General features: G+C 71.1%; 19 protein-coding genes. 12 read left to right on the top strand and 7 right to left on the bottom strand.

What is annotated here, in order from left to right:
- Nucleotides 1-15 precede the first annotated feature (15 nt).
- The 3 genes from OAW74_RS02760 to OAW74_RS02750 all read left to right on the top strand — a co-directional run bounded on the left by OAW74_RS02760 (nt 16) and on the right by OAW74_RS02750 (nt 2,205).
- Nucleotides 16-753, top strand: coding sequence for a PspA/IM30 family protein (locus OAW74_RS02760; RefSeq protein ID WP_262872806.1), 738 nt, complete (start codon nt 16-18; stop codon nt 751-753).
- Nucleotides 754-866: 113 nt separating this feature from the next.
- Nucleotides 867-1,688, top strand: coding sequence for an arginase family protein (locus OAW74_RS02755; protein ID WP_262872804.1), 822 nt, complete (start codon nt 867-869; stop codon nt 1,686-1,688).
- A 7-nt stretch (nt 1,689-1,695) separates the two neighbouring features.
- The gene (locus OAW74_RS02750) at nt 1,696-2,205 is read left to right on the top strand and encodes a Fe-S oxidoreductase (RefSeq protein WP_262872803.1); all 510 of its coding nucleotides are present in this window, start codon (nt 1,696-1,698) and stop codon (nt 2,203-2,205) included.
- A 100-nt stretch (nt 2,206-2,305) separates the two neighbouring features.
- On the opposite strand, the gene OAW74_RS02745 is transcribed toward OAW74_RS02750, so the two are convergent.
- The 3 genes from OAW74_RS02745 to OAW74_RS02735 all read right to left on the bottom strand — a co-directional run bounded on the left by OAW74_RS02745 (nt 2,306) and on the right by OAW74_RS02735 (nt 4,035).
- Nucleotides 2,306-2,767 carry an SIP domain-containing protein gene (locus OAW74_RS02745; protein WP_262872802.1) on the bottom strand — a complete coding sequence of 154 codons (462 nt, stop codon included), beginning with the start codon at nt 2,765-2,767 and terminating at the stop codon, nt 2,306-2,308.
- A 66-nt stretch (nt 2,768-2,833) separates the two neighbouring features.
- Nucleotides 2,834-3,553, bottom strand: coding sequence for a tyrosine-protein phosphatase (locus tag OAW74_RS02740; RefSeq protein ID WP_262872801.1), 720 nt, complete (start codon nt 3,551-3,553; stop codon nt 2,834-2,836).
- Nucleotides 3,550-4,035 carry a carboxymuconolactone decarboxylase family protein gene (locus tag OAW74_RS02735; protein ID WP_262872800.1) on the bottom strand — a complete coding sequence of 162 codons (486 nt, stop codon included), beginning with the start codon at nt 4,033-4,035 and terminating at the stop codon, nt 3,550-3,552. The genes OAW74_RS02740 and OAW74_RS02735 overlap by 4 nt, the downstream gene beginning before the upstream one ends.
- A 55-nt stretch (nt 4,036-4,090) precedes the next feature.
- Between OAW74_RS02735 and OAW74_RS02730 the strand changes: the two genes are divergently transcribed.
- The 8 genes from OAW74_RS02730 (at nt 4,091) to OAW74_RS02695 (ending at nt 11,542) form a co-directional block, all read left to right on the top strand.
- Nucleotides 4,091-5,038 carry an alpha/beta fold hydrolase gene (locus OAW74_RS02730; protein ID WP_262872799.1) on the top strand — a complete coding sequence of 316 codons (948 nt, stop codon included), beginning with the start codon at nt 4,091-4,093 and terminating at the stop codon, nt 5,036-5,038.
- Nucleotides 5,039-5,175: 137 nt separating this feature from the next.
- On the top strand, nt 5,176-6,687 hold the full coding sequence (locus tag OAW74_RS02725) for an ABC transporter substrate-binding protein (RefSeq protein ID WP_262872798.1): 1,512 nt from the start codon (nt 5,176-5,178) through the stop codon (nt 6,685-6,687).
- Entirely contained in the window at nt 6,684-7,634 is a 951-nt protein-coding gene (locus OAW74_RS02720; RefSeq protein ID WP_262872797.1) for an ABC transporter permease, read from the top strand. The genes OAW74_RS02725 and OAW74_RS02720 overlap by 4 nt, the downstream gene beginning before the upstream one ends.
- Complete coding sequence (locus OAW74_RS02715; protein WP_262872796.1) at nt 7,631-8,521, top strand: ABC transporter permease; 891 nt, start codon at nt 7,631-7,633, stop codon at nt 8,519-8,521. Before OAW74_RS02720 ends, OAW74_RS02715 begins: the two co-directional genes overlap by 4 nt.
- Nucleotides 8,518-9,306 (top strand): ABC transporter ATP-binding protein, encoded by a 789-nt coding sequence (locus tag OAW74_RS02710; protein WP_262872795.1) that lies wholly within the window; start codon nt 8,518-8,520, stop codon nt 9,304-9,306. The genes OAW74_RS02715 and OAW74_RS02710 overlap by 4 nt, the downstream gene beginning before the upstream one ends.
- Complete coding sequence (locus tag OAW74_RS02705) at nt 9,303-10,130, top strand: ABC transporter ATP-binding protein (RefSeq protein ID WP_262872794.1); 828 nt, start codon at nt 9,303-9,305, stop codon at nt 10,128-10,130. Before OAW74_RS02710 ends, OAW74_RS02705 begins: the two co-directional genes overlap by 4 nt.
- A 30-nt stretch (nt 10,131-10,160) precedes the next feature.
- Nucleotides 10,161-11,219: a M4 family metallopeptidase gene (locus tag OAW74_RS02700; protein ID WP_262872793.1), complete on the top strand. Its 1,059-nt coding sequence runs from the start codon at nt 10,161-10,163 to the stop codon at nt 11,217-11,219.
- A gap of 11 nt (nt 11,220-11,230) precedes the next feature.
- Nucleotides 11,231-11,542 carry a protealysin inhibitor emfourin gene (locus OAW74_RS02695; RefSeq protein ID WP_262872792.1) on the top strand — a complete coding sequence of 104 codons (312 nt, stop codon included), beginning with the start codon at nt 11,231-11,233 and terminating at the stop codon, nt 11,540-11,542.
- On the opposite strand, the gene OAW74_RS02690 is transcribed toward OAW74_RS02695, so the two are convergent.
- From OAW74_RS02690 to OAW74_RS02675, 4 genes are read right to left on the bottom strand one after another with little or no spacing between them, the layout of a single operon-like run.
- Entirely contained in the window at nt 11,534-12,151 is a 618-nt protein-coding gene (locus tag OAW74_RS02690) for a GNAT family N-acetyltransferase (RefSeq protein WP_262872791.1), read from the bottom strand. The two genes, OAW74_RS02695 and OAW74_RS02690, sit on opposite strands and share 9 nt — an antisense overlap.
- 9 nt (nt 12,152-12,160) lie before the next feature.
- Nucleotides 12,161-12,853, bottom strand: coding sequence for a uracil-DNA glycosylase (locus OAW74_RS02685; RefSeq protein WP_262872790.1), 693 nt, complete (start codon nt 12,851-12,853; stop codon nt 12,161-12,163).
- Nucleotide 12,854: 1 nt separating this feature from the next.
- On the bottom strand, nt 12,855-13,343 hold the full coding sequence (locus OAW74_RS02680) for a phosphoribosyltransferase (RefSeq protein WP_262872789.1): 489 nt from the start codon (nt 13,341-13,343) through the stop codon (nt 12,855-12,857).
- Nucleotides 13,340-14,122 carry an SDR family oxidoreductase gene (locus tag OAW74_RS02675; protein WP_262872788.1) on the bottom strand — a complete coding sequence of 261 codons (783 nt, stop codon included), beginning with the start codon at nt 14,120-14,122 and terminating at the stop codon, nt 13,340-13,342. Before OAW74_RS02675 ends, OAW74_RS02680 begins: the two co-directional genes overlap by 4 nt.
- 157 nt (nt 14,123-14,279) lie before the next feature.
- Here OAW74_RS02675 and OAW74_RS02670 point away from each other — a divergent pair, with 157 nt between their 5' ends.
- Nucleotides 14,280-15,602, top strand: a complete 1,323-nt coding sequence (locus OAW74_RS02670; protein ID WP_262872787.1) for a bifunctional o-acetylhomoserine/o-acetylserine sulfhydrylase — start codon at nt 14,280-14,282, stop codon at nt 15,600-15,602.
- Nucleotides 15,603-15,613: the final 11 nt, after the last annotated feature.

Genomic DNA, 15,613 nt, shown 5'->3' with positions numbered 1-15,613 from the left:
CAGGAAGGAAATCCGATGGCAAAGCAGTCCATCTTCGGTCGCATCTCCACGCTGGTGAAGGCGAACATCAACGCGCTCCTCGACTCCGCCGAAGACCCGCAGAAGATGCTCGACCAGCTGGTGCGCGACTACACCAACTCCATCGCCGACGCCGAGGCGGCCATCGCCGAGACGATCGGCAACCTGCGCCTGCTCGAGCGCGACCACCAGGAAGACGTGCAGGCCGCCGCCGAATGGGGCAGCAAGGCCCTCGCCGCGAGCAAGAAGGCCGACGAGCTCCGCGGCACCGGAAACACGACCGACGCCGACAAGTTCGACAACCTCGCCAAGATCGCCCTGCAGCGTCAGATCAGCGAAGAGAACGAGGCCAAGGCCCTCGCCCCGTCGATCGCGGCACAGACCGAGGTCGTCGACAAGCTCAAAGACGGCCTCAACGGCATGAAGCAGAAGCTCGAGCAGCTGCGCTCGAAGCGGTCCGAACTGCTGGCGCGGGCCAAGACCGCCGAGGCGCAGAACAAGGTGCACGACGCGGTCAAGTCGATCGACGTGCTCGACCCGACCAGTGAGCTGGGCCGCTTCGAAGACAAGGTGCGCCGCCAGGAGGCACTGGCCGCCGGCAAGGCGGAACTCGCCGCCTCGACGATCGACGCGCAGTTCGAGGCCCTCGAAGACGTCGGCGAGCTGACCGAGGTCGAGGCGCGGCTGGCGGCCCTCAAGTCGGGCGGACCGTCGCAGAGCGCCATCGAGCAGTGACGCACCGCCGCTCGCGGTGACGAACCGATCGGGCGTGGGAGACACCGTCTCGTGCGGTTTCTCACGCCCGATGCGGTTTCTCGGCGGTGTGCGCGCAGGAGGAGGATGACAGCATGACCCGGTTCATCGTCGTGCCGCAGTGGCAGGGTTCGCCCGCCGCGCGGGCCATGCTGCTCGTCGACGGCGCCGAGGCGATCGCCGGCGACCTGCCTCGGAGCGCCTGCACGTCGGTGGAGGTGCCGCAGGAGGCCGGCGACGCCCTCGGCACGGGGGTGCGGCGGCTGAGCGCCGTGCTGAGTACCGCCGAGGCCACCCGGGCCGCCCTCGAGCAGCATGCCGACGAGCAGGTCGTGCTCGTCGGGGGCGACTGCTCGGTCGGCCTCGCGGGAATCGCGGCGGCGTTGGCGCAGCATCCGGATCTCGCCGTGGTCTGGTGCGACGCCCACGGCGACCTGCACACGCCGGAGACCTCGCCGTCTGGCGCGGCGGGCGGCATGGCGCTGCGCGCGGCGATCGGGCACGGCGAGGCTCAGCTCGCGCTCTCGCCGGCGGTGCCGGTCGAGCGCATCGTCGTGGTGGGCGCGCGCGACCTCGAAGACGCCGAGAGCGACTTCGCCGCCGAGGCGGGGCTGCGGATGCTGCCGGCCGAGGCCCTCGACGACGCCGAGGTGCTCGCCGAAGCCGTGGCGGCGACCGGCGCGTCTGCCGTCTACGTGCATCTCGATCTCGACGTGCTCGACCCGTCCGCGATGGGCGGCATCACCTCTGCGGTGCCCTTCGGCGCCGACCCGGCACAGCTGGTCGCGGCGCTCGCCCGCCTGCGCGCGCGGGTGCCGCTGGTCGGAGCCACGATCGCCGGCTTCGCCCCCTCCTCCCCTGCCGCGGCGGTCGACGACCTCGGGGCGATCCTGCGCCTGGTCGGAGCCGTCGCGTGAGCGCCCGATGAGCCCGATCGCGGCCCCGCCCACCGGCTGGCGGCAGCGCGCCGACCGCGCCGTCGCCCGAGGGCGCGCGCTCGACCGGCTGATACCGGCATTCCTGCTCGACTCGGCGGTCAGCCGCCTCGGGTACCTCTACGGCACCGCGGTCGGCTTCGCGTGGGGCGGACTGTGGAGCACGGGGCGCGTCGAGCGCCGCGAGGGCCTGTGGGTGTTCCGCGGACTGCCGGCGTGGGCGTTCCGCCGCGGCGGCGTGTGCGTGGGCGGCTGCTATCTCACCGGCGACGCGCGGGTGACCGACAGGGTGCTGCGCCACGAGGCGGTGCACAAGCGCCAGTGGGAGCGCTACGGCCTGCTCATGCCCGTGCTCTACGCCCTCGCGGGCCGCGACCCTCTGCGCAACCGCTTCGAGATCGAGGCCGGCCTGGAAGACGGCAACTACCTCCCCCGCAATATGGCAGCTGTTGCCGCCCGCACGGCGTCGCAGCGACCGAACCTGCCAACTCGCGGGTAGGAGTGCTCACCGCCCCCTCCCGCAACTTGGCAGCTGTTGCCGCTGCGACGCCGTGCGAGCGACCGAACCTGCCAACTCGCGGGAAGGGAAGGCGGGAGAGTCAGCGGGAAGCGGTGAGGCCGAAGCGCTCGGGGGTGTGGATCGCGTCGCTCGCGATGCCCAACCGTCCCGTGAGGTGGTCGTGGATGTCGGCGGTGCCGAGGAACCCGCCCAGGAGGAACACCAGGGTGTGGTCGTCTTCGGTGCACAGCATCTCGTCGGCCCAGGCGGTCACGGCCCGTGCCAGCGCCTGACCGGGCGCACACGCCCTGCCGGTTCCGGGGTCGCCGCTGCGGCGCGAGCGGTCGAGCCACGTGAGCACCATGCGCGCGGGCACATCGAGATCGCAGATCCACGACTCGTCGGGCACCTCGACGAACACGCGACCGGTCGAGCAGATCGGCAGCGTCGCCAGCAGCGCCTCGAGATCGACCAGCGACGTCTCGTCGGCGGTGATGAGGTGCTGAACGCGCGAGTGCCGCGGCGTGCGGCAGGCGGCGTCGTTGTGCTCGGTGGCGGTCATGGCACTGCCCACTATACGCCCGATGTAGGCATGCCTAACCTCATGTCCCGACACGCGGAACGCTGTCTAGTCCCGCTGAATGAGAATCCGCGTCAGCTCGCCGAGCTCGGCATCCGTCATCCCCTGCGCCCGCAGGTAGTCGGCCGCCGACCCGAAGCGCCCCGCGACGTCGGCAAGGAGCCTGCGCATCACATCTGCCGGCGAGCGCATCGCGAGGTCTTCCAGGTGCACGGCGCCGGGATGCTGTGCCCTCAGGTACGCGACGACGCGCTCGTTGCGCCACTGCGGCAGCAGCGCCTCGGTGCGCTCGTAGTCGGCGACGATCGCGTCGAGGTCGACGCCCGCCGCCGCGAGCGTGAGCGCGACGGCGACACCGGTGCGATCCTTGCCGACCGTGCAGTGCACGAGCACCGGCTGCTGCTCGATGATGCCGCGCACCACCGACACCAGCCCCGCGGCGGAATCGTCGACGAGCCGGCGGTACAGCTCGTCGAGCGAGAGGTCGTCGGCGAAGAACGACGCGACCGAGCCGAGGAAGAGCGGCACGCGCTGCATCCGCACGTCGAGACCGTCGAGCGGGCTGGGCGCGTGGGCGACCTCATCGTCGTCGCGCAGATCGACGACGCGGCGGATGCCGAGACCGCCCAGCGCCGCCACCCCGTCGTCGCCCAGCCGGGCGAGATTGCCCGAACGGAACAACACGCCGGGTCGGGTCGCGCCCGCGCCGGCCGGCAGCCCGCCGACGTCGCGGAAGTTGACCGCCCCCGGAACGAGCGCCTGCGTCATGCGACGGGCACGGCGGGAGCCGTGCGCGGCGGCACCGGGTAGCGCCCGGCGATCGCGATGCGGTTGAAGGCGTTGATCGACACGAGGATCCAGCTCAGCGCCACGTACTCCGCCTCGGTGAGGATGCCGCCGACCTGGTCGTAAACGTCGTCGGGCACGCCGTCTTCATGGATGAACGTGAACGCCTCGGCGAGCTCGAGCGCCGCGCGCTCCCTCTCGCTGAAGACCCCGGACTCGCGCCACACCGCGATCTGCGTGATCGTGTCGGCGTCGAGGCCCGCCGCGACGGCGCGGTCGACGTGCACCCGCACGCAATAGGCGCAGCCGTTGAGCTGCGACGCGTGGATCTGCACGATCTCGGTGAGCCGGGCGTCGATGCCCGCCTCGGTCGCCACCTGCTTGACGGTCGACGAGAAGGCGGCGAGCGCGTCGTAGGCCGGGCGGGCCGAGCGGGCGAGGTGAACGCGGCGTTCTGCACTCATGACCCCACACTACCGACGGCTTCGCCGGCGGTGCCGGGTCGGCCAGAATGGGCGGGTGAGCGACCCCATCGACGAGTTCTCGTTCCTCGCGGCCCAGGCCGCCGACGCCGGCATCGACGGCCCTCTCCCCCGCGGCGAGCGCGTGTCGATCCCCCTTTCCGACGGGCGGATGCTGAGCGCGCTGCGCTACGCCCCCTCGACAGGCTCGGGGACCGCGACGCCGGTCGTCACGTTCCTCCACGGCGCGGGCCTGAACGCCCACACGTGGGACACGACGATCCTGGCCATGGGCCTGCCGGCCCTCGCGATCGACCTGGCCGGCCACGGCGACTCGTCGTGGCGCGAAGACGCCGCCTATGTCGCACGCGTGCTCGCCCCCGACGTCATCGCCGGCATCGAGGCGTGGACCGACGGTCCGCAGGTGCTGGTCGGCCAATCCCTCGGGGGGCTGACCGCGGCGGCCGTGGCAGCGACCCGCCCCGACCTCGTGCGCGAGCTCGTCGTCGTCGACATCACCCCGGGCATCGACTTCTCGGGCGGCCCCTCGCAGCTGCGGCAGTTCTTCGCGGGACCCACCGACTGGGCGAGCCGCGACGAGCTCGTCGACCGCGCCCTCGCGTTCGGGCTCGGCGGCGAGCGCTCGGCGGCCGAGCGCGGCGTGTTCCACAATTCGCGCGTGCGCGACGACGGCCGGGTGGAGTGGAAGCATCACTTCGCGCGGCTCGCGAACGCGGCGGCGTCCGCGCCCGAGAGCGCGGCGCACGAGACGGATGCCGTGACCGCCGTGCTCGGCGAGGCGGGGTGGGAAGACCTCGCGGCCGTCACCTCGCCGATCACCCTCATCCGCGGCGACCGCGGCTACGTGAGCGCCCACGACATCACGGTCTACCGGGAGCGCGTGCCGGCGGCATCCGTCGTCGAGGTGCCGAGCGGCCACAACGTGCAGGAGGAGATCCCTGTGCACTTGGCCGCCCTCGTGCGCGAGATCGCTGGGAAGGCCTGAGCGCCGTATTTCGTTGCGAGTAGGAGGGCCCTGCACACGCCGGGTACCCTTCTCTAGGCTGTCGCGCGCCCCATCCGTTGCCCGACCGCCGTCACACAGCACCCCGAACCCCGCGGATGTCCCCCGAAAGGACCACCATGTTCCGCCGCCCCGCCCTTGCCGCAGCAGCGCTGCTCGCCGCCGGCGCCCTCGCTCTCGCCGGCTGCACCGCCGACACCTCGACCACCCCGACCAGCACCGGCACGCCCGACCCGAACGCCGAGATCACCGTCGGCCTCGTGCTCGAGCCGACCAACCTCGACATCCGCCACACCTCGGGGGCTGCCCTCGAGCAGGTGCTGATCGACAACGTCTACCAGGGCCTGGTCACCCGCACGCAGGACAACGAGATCGTCACGGCGCTCGCGAGCGACTACACGATCTCGGACGACGGCCTCACCTACACCTTCACGCTGAACAGCGGCGTCACCTTCCACCACGGCGAAGAGCTGACCGTCGACGATGTGATCGACAGCTTCACCGCAGCGAAGGACGACGAGACGATCAACGGGCACGCCGTGTTCGCCGGCGTCGACTCGATCGCAGCCGACGGAGACGACACGGTCGTCATCACCCTCGCCGCGCCCGACCAGAACTTCCTGTTCAACCTCACCGGCCCGGCCGGGCTCGTCTTCTCGTCGGGCGACAAGACCGACTTCCAGACCGACGCCAACGGCACCGGCCCCTTCACCCTGGTCAACTGGACCCAGGGCGACAGCATCGAGCTCGCCCGCTACGACGACTACTGGGGCACCGCCGCCGGCGTCGCCTCGGTCGTGCTGCAGTACATCCCCGACTTCACGGCGGGCGTCAACGCGGCCCTCGACGGCACGCTGGACGTGCTCACCGCGGTCGATCCGACCCTCGCGCCCCAGCTCGAGCAGTCGGGCGCGTTCACTCTGACGACGGGCAAGACCACCGACAAGGCGACCCTCGCGTTCAACAACCAGAAGGCGCCGCTCGACGACGCGCGCGTGCGCGAGGCGCTGCGCCTGGCGGTCGACCACCAGGCCCTCGTCGAGACGGTGGGCGCGGGCACCACGATGTACGGCCCGATCCCCGAGCTCGACCCCGGCTACGAAGACCTCTCCGACACGGCGCCCTACGACCCCGCCAAGGCCAAGGAGCTGCTCGCCGAGGCGGGCGTCGAGAACCTCGAGCTCACCCTCACGATCCCCTCGTTCTACGGAACGACGATCCCGACCGTGCTCGTGTCGGCCTACAACGAGATCGGCGTCACCCTCACGGTGGAGTCGGTGGAGTTCGCCACCTGGCTGCAGGACGTCTACACGAACCACGACTACGACCTCAGCTACGTGCTGCACGTCGAGCCGCGCGACTTCGGCAACTTCGCCAACCCCGACTACTACTTCGGCTACGACAATGCCCAGGTGCAGTCGCTCTACGCCCAGGCCATGGCGACGGTCGACCCCGACGAGTCGGCGTCGCTGCTGGCCGAGGCCGCGCGCATCGTCGCAGACGACGACGCGGCCGACTGGCTCTACACCGGCCAGACGATCACCGCCGTCGAGGCGGGCATCGCCGGGTTCCCGCAGGACTCGATCAACTCGCGCCTGAACCTCGCGGATGTGACAGTCTCTTCGGAGTGATCAGATATGCGGCTACGAGGATCGCCCTGCTGGCGGTGGGGCTCCTCGTCGCCAGCCTGCTGATCTTCTTCACGCTGCGGGTACTGCCGGGCGACGTCGCGCAGCTGATCGCCGGCACCAACGGCACCCCCGAGCAGGTGGCCGCGATCCGCGAAGAGCTGGGCCTGAACGAACCGCTGCTCGTGCAGTATCTGACCTGGATCGGCGGCGTGCTCCGAGGAGACCTCGGCACGTCGCTGATCACCGGATCGAGCGTCACCGAGCAGCTGGCGCAGAAGGCGCAGATCACGGTGCCGCTCGGCATCATGGCGCTGACGATCGCGCTCGTGATCAGCATCCCGTTCGGCGTGCTCTCGGCCATGCGCCGCGGACACGCCGACGGCACGGCGCTGAGCGTCGGTGCGCAGGCGCTGGCCGCCGTGCCGGTGGTGTGGGCGGGCATGATGCTCGTCGTCGTCTTCGCGGTGTGGCTCGGATGGCTGCCGGCGACCGGATTCCCTCGGACGGGGTGGGAGACGCCGTGGCTCGCGTTCCGCTCGCTGCTGCTGCCGGCCCTCACGATCGGCATCGTCGAGGGCGCCATGCTCATGCGGTTCGTGCGCAGCGCGACCCTGGGGGCGGTCGGGCAGGACTTCGTCCGCACCGCGGCCGCCAAGGGCCTCACCCGCAACACGGCACTGATCCGCCACGGGCTTCCCACCGTCGGCCTGTCGATCATCACGGTGCTGGGGCTGCAGATCGCCGGCATCATCGTGGGCGCCGTCGTGATCGAGCAGCTGTTCACGCTCCCCGGCATCGGGCGGATGCTGGTCTCCGACGTCGGATCGCGGGATCTGCCGATGGTGCAGGGCGAGCTGCTCGTGCTCACCGGGTTCGTGCTGATCGTCGGGTTCGTCGTCGACCTCGTGCACCGCGTGCTCGACCCGAGGCAGCGGGAGGCGGCATGAGGGGCTTGCGCTGGTTGAGCCGCCTGTGGTCGCTGTCGACGGGACGCTTCGGGCTCATCGTCGTCGGGATCGTCGGGCTGACGGCGCTCGTGTCGCTGTGGTGGACGCCGTTCGATCCGCAGCGGGTCGACCTGGCCGACCGGTGGGCGAGCCCTGGGTGGCCGCACCTGCTCGGCACCGACGGTTCGGGGAGAGACATCCTGAGCCTCATCATGGCCGGCGCCCGGACCACGGTGTTCGTCGCCGCCGGAGCCGGCATCGTCGCAACCGTCGTCGGCATCGTGCTCGCCGCGCTCGGGGCTCTGACCACCCGCTGGGTGCGCGAATCGGTCGCGGTGCTCGTCGACATCCTCATCGCCTTCCCCGTGCTGCTGATCGCCATGATGATCTCGTCGGTGTGGGGCGGGTCGCTGTGGGTCGTCGTGTGGGCGGTCGGCATCGGCTTCGGCGTCAACGTCGCCCGCGTCACCCGGCCCGAGCTGCGCCGTGTGCTGCACAGCGACTTCGTGCTGGCCGGGCGCGCGTCGGGGCTCACTCCCGCGCAGAACCTCTACCGCCACCTCCTGCCCAACGTCGCGCCGGTGTTCATCGTGCAGCTGTCGTGGGGCATGGCCGTCGCGGTGCTCGCCGAGGCGGGCCTGAGCTACCTCGGCTTCGGCGCCCCCGTAACGGCCCCGAGCTGGGGGGTGCTGCTGGCTGAAGTGCAGAAGTACATCGCGGTGCACCCGCTGTCGGTGGTGTGGCCGGGTCTGGCGATCACGATCACGGTGCTGGGACTCAATCTCCTCGGCGACGGCGTGCGCGAGGCCACCGACCCCACGCTCGCGCGCCGCACGAGCCGCTCCGCGGCCACGGCCCGCGCCCACCAGCCAGGGGTGGTCGCATGAGCCTCGAGGTGCGCGACCTCGTCGTCGAGATCGACGGCCACCGCGTCGTCGACGGCGTTTCGTTCGCCGTGCCCGACGGCGCGCGGGTGGGGCTCATCGGCGAATCCGGCTCCGGCAAGTCGATGACGGCGCTGGCCGTGCTCGGGCTCCTCCCCGACGGCGCGACCGCGAGCGGCAGCATCCGCTGGAACGGCCGGGAGATCCTCGGGCTTCCCGATCGCGAGCTCGCTCAGCTCCGCGGCGACGAGATCGGCATCGTCTTCCAGGAGCCCCGAACCGCCCTCAACCCCATCCGCACGGTCGGCAGGCAGATCGGCGAGTCGATCCGCATCCACGAGAAGGCGTCGAAGAAGGATGCCGCCGCCCGCGCGATCGCCGAAGCCCGGCGCGTCGCCCTTCCCGACCCCGAGCGCATCGTCTCTCGCTACCCGCACCAGCTCTCCGGCGGGCAGCGCCAGCGCGTCGCGATCGCGATGGCTCTGGCCTGCCGCCCGCGGCTGCTGATCGCCGACGAGCCCACGACGGCCCTCGACGTCACGATCCAGGCAGAGATCCTGGCCCTCCTGCGGGCGCTCGTCGACGAGACCGAGATGTCGCTCGTATTCATCACGCACGACCTCGCGGTGCTGTCGCAGATCGCGACGCACGGCGTCGTGCTCGAGCACGGCCGCGTCGTCGAGGAGGCGCCGGTGGCGACGCTCCTGTCGGCACCGGCCTCTCCGATCACGCAGGGGCTCCTGCGCGACGCGACGGCGACCCTGTGGCGACCGGAGGGGCGGCGATGACCCTTCGACAGGCTCAGGGACCGCGACAGGCTCAGGGACCCCTTCTCACCGGCCGCGGGCTGACCCGCCGCTACACGAATCCCGGGAGGGCGCCGTTCGCGCCCAAGACCTTCACGACGGCGCTCGACGACGCCGACATCGACGTGCGCGAGGGCACGGCGGTCGGCGTCATCGGCGAGTCGGGGTCGGGCAAGTCGACCCTCGTCAGGCTGCTGCTCGGGCTCGACTCCCCCACCGCGGGCACCGTGACCTTCGACGGCAAGGATGTGGATGCCGCCGCCTCCGCGCGAAGCCTGCACTGGCTGCGCCGGCAGACCGGCATCGTCTTCCAAGACCCGTACGCGTCGCTCGACCCCCGCATGAGCATCGGCCGCATCGTCGGCGAGCCGCTGTGGGCGCTCGGAATCGACGGCGACCGCCGCGCCCGCGTGCGGGAGGTGCTCGAAGACGTGGGACTCGAGGCCGACATGGCCGAGCGCTACCCGCACGAGTTCTCTGGCGGGCAGCGCCAGCGCATCGCACTGGCCCGCGCCCTCGTGCACCGGCCTCGCCTGCTCGTCGGCGACGAGCCGCTGTCGGCCCTCGATGTCACGGTGCGCGCGCAGATCCTCGAGCTCATCTCCGACCTGCGCGCCCGCGACGGGCTCACCCTGCTGATGGTCTCGCACGACATCGGCGTCGTGCAGAACCTGTGCGACGAGGTGATCGTCATGAAGGACGGCCGCATCGTCGAAGAAGGACCCACCGAGAAGGTGCTGCTGCAGCCCCAGGTGGCCTACACGAGGCGCCTGCTCGCCAGCATCCCGGTCATCCACGCCGACTGACGCGTCGGAGGCGGGGAGTACTCTCCCTGCATGCACGCGATCGTCCCTCCCTACCTGCTGGCCCGTGTCGCCGCCTCGGCGCAGTATCCCAAGGCCGCCGAGGCCGCCAGGGCGACCCTGGCCGTGCCTCGGGGCTTCCACCCCGTGCGCTCTCGGCTCGTGCTGTCGATCGACGAGACGGGGGCGCTGGTCGCCGAGACCGCGCCGTCGCCCGACCGCACGATCAGCGACGCACAGAACACCGAGACGCTGCCGGGGCTCACGGTGCGCACGGAGGACGCTCCGGCAACAGGAGACGAGGCCGCAGACCAAGCCTTCGACGGCCTCGGGGCCACGTTCGCGTTCTGGTGGGACGCGTACCGCCGCAACTCCGTCGACGCGGCGGGCGAGGCGCTCCTCGCGACGGTGCACTACGGCACCGACTACGACAACGCGTTCTGGAACGGCGAGCGCATGGTCTTCGGCGACGGCGACGGCGAGGTGTTCACGGGCTTCACCGGCTCGCTCACGGTCATCGCGCACGAACTCGCCCACGCCGTCACCGAGCACACCGCGGCCCTCGTCTACAGCGGGCAGTCGGGGGCGCTCAACGAGTCGGTCTCGGACGTGTTCGGAGCACTGGTCGAGCAGCACAGCCTCGGGCAGACCGCCGATGCCGCCTCGTGGCTGATCGGGGTGGGCATCTTCACCGAGGCCGTGCAGGGCGTGGCCCTGCGCTCGATGAAGGCCCCCGGCACGGCCTACGACGACGACGTGCTGGGCCGAGACCCGCAGCCGGCGCACGTGGACGACTACGTCGACACGATCGACGACAACGGCGGCGTGCACATCAACTCCGGCATCCCCAACCACGCCTTCTATCTCGCCGCCACCGCGCTCGGCGGCCGCGCCTGGGAGCGGGCCGGCCTGGTCTGGTACCGCACGCTCACCGGCGGCACACTGTCGTCGACGGCGACGTTCGCGCAGTTCGCACAGGCCACCGTCGAGGCGGCAGCGGCGGAGTTCGGCGAGAGCAGCGTCGAGGCGGATGCCGTGGCCACGGCGTGGCGGCAGGTCGGGGTGCTCGCAGCCGAGGGCCCGACCGCGTAGCATCCGTCAGCGTGGACCCCGATCCCCGCACCGACCGGCAGCTGACGGTGACCGTCGTGCGCTCGGGCGGGTTCGCGGGGCTGAGCCGCGAGTGGACGGCGTCGCCGCCGGAGGCCGAGGCGCCGCACTGGATCGCGATGATCACGCTGTGCCCGTGGGACGAGACTCCGGCGGTCGCTCCCCCGACGGATGCCGACCGCTTCCAGTGGCGCATCGAGGCGGCCGAGCCGCAGGGCGTCCGCACGGCGCTCCTGGGGGACGCCGAGCTCACCGGCCCGTGGCGCGACCTCGTCGACGCCGTGCGGGCCGCCGCGTCAGCGTAGCCGGCCGAACAGGCCTTTCTTGCGGACGGGCTTGAGGTGCTTCTGCATGTGGATGACCCCGAGCCACCGGCCGAACTTGAAGCCGACCCTGCCCATGCGCCCGACCTCTTCGAAGCCGAGCTTGCTGTGCAGCGCCACCGAGGCCTCGGCGCCCTTGTCGCTGATGATCGCCACCATCTCGCGGATGCCGGCCTCTTCGCATGCGGCGATCAGCGCCTCCAGCAGCGCCCGCCCCAGCCCCTTGCCGGCGGCGGCCTGGCCGAGGTAGATCGAGTTCTCGACGCTGTAGCGGTAGGCCGACTTCTGCGACATCGGCTGCACCAGCGCGTAGCCGATGATGTTGCCCGACGGCGACTGTGCGACCAGGAACGGCATGTCGAGCTTGTGCAGATAGGCGAACTTCTCGCGCCACTGCGCGTGCGACCACTTCTTCTCGTCGAAGGTGACCACGGAGTTGGTGACGTAATAGTTGTAGATCTCGCGGATGTCGGGCAGGTCCTGCTCGGTGGCAGGACGGATCTCGTACGAGAACGGCGCCTCGGGCTCGCTCTGCCGACGCAGATGCAGCGGCAGCCGCCGCCGGGTCTTCTCGTATTCCTCCTCGAGCATGGCGACAGCCTACGCGGGGACGGCCCAGTCGACCGCCGTCGCCCCCTGCTGCTCGAGCAGCGCGTTCGCCCGCGAGAAGGGCCGCGATCCGAAGAACCCGCGCGAGGCCGACAGCGGCGACGGATGCGGCGACTCGACGATCGGCACGGCACCCAGCAGGGGTCGGAGGTTCGCCGCATCCCTCCCCCACAGGATCGCCACGAGCGGCTTCTCGCGCGCGACGAGCGTGCGGATGGCGTGCTCGGTGACCTTCTCCCAGCCCCAGCCGCGATGCGATGCGGGGGCGCCGGGGGCGACGGTGAGCACCCTGTTCAGCAGCATGACGCCCTGGTCGCTCCACGCCGAGAGATCGCCGTGGGCCGCCGGGGCGATGCCGAGATCGTCGGAGAGCTCGCGGTAGATGTTCGACAGGCTCCGCGGCAGCGGCCGCACGTGCTTGTCGACCGCGAAGGAGAGCCCGATGGGGTGGCCGGGGGTCGGGTAGGGGTCCTGCCCGACGATCAGCACCTTGACGCCGTCGAGGGGGCGCTGGAAGGCCCGCAGCACGCGGTCGCCGGCCGGCAGGTAGTGCCGACCGGCGGCGAGCTCTGCCCGCAGCCGCTCGCCGAGCGCCGTGATGTCGCCTGCGACGGGCGAGAGGGCTTGCGCCCACCCCTCGTCGATCAGGCCGTCGGCGGCGAGCTCGGCCAGCGACTTCGCCACGTCAGGACGCCTCGGCACCCGTCGTGACGGTGCCCTGCCACGACCACGGGAAGTCGATCCACAGATCGGTCTCCTTCCACGCGAAGTCGGGCCGGGCGATCGAGCCGGGCTTGGTGTAGATCGTCACCGAGCGCATGTCGGCGCCGCGGTCGCGCAGCAGCTGCACGGCCAGGGCCAGCGTGCGCCCGCTGTCGGCGACGTCGTCGACCAGCAGCACGCGCTTGCCGGAGAGGAAGTCGATGTCGAGGGCGGGCGGCAGCACCTCGGGGGCCTCCAGCACGGTGCCGACGCCGGTGTAGAACTCGACGTTGAGGGCGCCGCAGCTCTTCACGCCCAGCGCATAGGCGATCGCACCGGCCGGCAGCAGACCGCCGCGGGCGATCGCGACCACGACCTCGGGCTCGAACCCTGTCGCGATGATGTCGCGCGCGATGTCGCGCGAGGCCTCACCGAACTGCTCCCAGGTGAGCTTCTCGCGTTCGTCGGTCATTGTGCGTATCCCTTCGGGGCAAGTGCGCCGCGGGCCAGCAGCCACTGGGCCGACTGGGCGACGGGGCGCATCGTGATGAGGTCGAGGTTGACGTGGCCGGGGGCGTTCAGCGCGTACGCGATGACGTCGGCGACGTCTTCCGCCACGAGCGGGGCCTGCACCCCGTCGTAGACGGCGGCAGCCGCATCCGCATTCCCGCCGAGGCGGTTGAGGGTGAACTCCGGGGTGTGGACCATGCCGGGGGCGACCTCCATCACGCGGATGGGCTCGCCGTTGAGCTCGAGGCGCAGCGCACCGGCGACCATCGACTCGCCCGCCTTGGCGGCGTTGTAGCCCGCGCCGCCGACGTAGGCGTTCTGCGCGGCGGTCGAGGTGAGGAAGAGGGTGTCGGCGTGGCCGGACGATGCCGCCGCCTGCCGCAGCAGGGGAAGGAGGGCGGCGACCACGCGCTGGCTCGACAGCACGTTGACCTCGAACATCCACTGCCAGTCGTCGGGCCTGCCGTCTTCGATGCGATCCGTGCCTCGCGCGCCGCCGGCCACGTGCACGAGGGCGTGCACCTCGCCGGTCGAGGCGAGCCACTCGGCGAGCGCATCGACATCAGCCTGCACCGTGAGGTCCGCGGCGAAGGCTGCGGCGCCGATCTCGGCTTCGAGGGCGGCGAGCCGCTCGGCCCGGCGGGCCACGGCCACGACGTCCCATCCGCTCGCGCGCAGCGCTCTGGCGGCGGCCTCTCCGATCCCTGAACTGGCTCCGGTCACCACCGCGCGTCGTGTCATGCCTCAACGCTACCGATCCGCGGCTGTGAGTCCGACCACATCAGGGTCCGCGAGGTTACGTCACATTTCCGCGGCGTTGTCGCCTCGGTGGTAGGTGCCTACGCTCGGTCGTGGCCGCCGCAGTGGGCGCGGCCGATCACACCCGCAGGAGCAAGCCATGTCGGCACCCGAGAACTGGCGTTTCGAGACCAAGCAGATCCACACCGGCGCCCAGCCCGATCCGGTGACGAAGGCCCGCGCCACCCCGATCTACCAGACGACCTCGTACGTCTTCGACAACACCGACCACGCGGCGAACCTGTTCGCGCTCGCGGAGTTCGGCAACATCTACACCCGCATCCAGAACCCCACACAGGATGTCGTCGAGCAGCGCATCGCGGCGCTCGAGGGCGGCACCGGCGCGCTGCTGGTCGCCTCCGGGCAGGCGGCAGAGACCTTCGCGGTGCTCAACATCGCCGAAGCCGGCGACCACATCGTCTCGTCGAGCTCGATCTACGGCGGCACCTACAACCTCTTCAAGTACACCCTCGCCAAGCTCGGCATCGAGACGACCTTCGTCGAGAACCAGGACGACCCCGAGGAGTGGCGCCGTGCGGTTCGGCCGAACACGAAGCTGTTCTTCGCCGAGACGATCGGCAACCCGAAGATCAACGTGCTCGACATCCGCACCGTCGCCGACATCGCCCACGAGGCGGGTGTGCCGCTGATCGTCGACAACACGATCGCCACCCCCTACCTCATCCGCCCGTTCGAGCACGGCGCCGACATCGTCGTGCACTCGGCGACCAAGTTCCTCGGCGGCCACGGCACCGTCATCGGCGGCGTCATCGTCGACGGCGGAAAGTTCGAGTGGTCGAAGAACGTCGAGAAGTTCCCCGGCCTCACGGTGCCCGACCCCTCGTACCACGGGGCCTCGTACACGGCGGCGGTCGGCGACGGCCTCGCCTACATCATCAAGGCCCGCGTGCAGCTGCTGCGCGACCTCGGCGCCGCGATCTCGCCGCAGAGCGCGTGGCTGCTCATCCAGGGCATCGAGACGCTGTCGCTGCGCATCGAGCGCCACGTGCAGAACGCGCAGGAGATCGCCGAGTGGCTCGAGAACCACGACGACATCGCCTCGGTGAACTACTCGGGCCTGCCCACCTCGCCCTGGTACGCCGCCGCCAACACCTACGCGCCCAAGGGCGTCGGCGCGGTGCTGTCGTTCGAGCTCAAGGGCGGTGTCGAGGCGGGCCGCGAGTTCGTCAACTCGCTGACCCTCTTCAGCCACCTCGCCAACATCGGCGACGTGCGCTCGCTCGTGATCCACCCGGCCTCGACGACCCATTCGCAGCTCACGCCCGAGCAGCAGCTCACGACCGGCGTCACGCCCGGTCTCGTGCGTCTGTCGGTGGGCCTCGAGAACATCGACGACCTCAAGGCCGACCTCGAGCAGGCCCTGGCCGCCGCGCGCCGCGTCTCGGAGGCCGCGCGCGCCTGAGAAGTCCCAGC

Origin of the sequence: Microbacterium fluvii, assembly GCF_025515205.1 — a bacterium.
GTDB classification, from domain to species: Bacteria; Actinomycetota; Actinomycetes; order Actinomycetales; family Microbacteriaceae; genus Microbacterium; species Microbacterium fluvii.
Note: the sequence above shows the minus strand (reverse complement) of the source record. Positions and strands in the feature narration are given on the sequence as shown.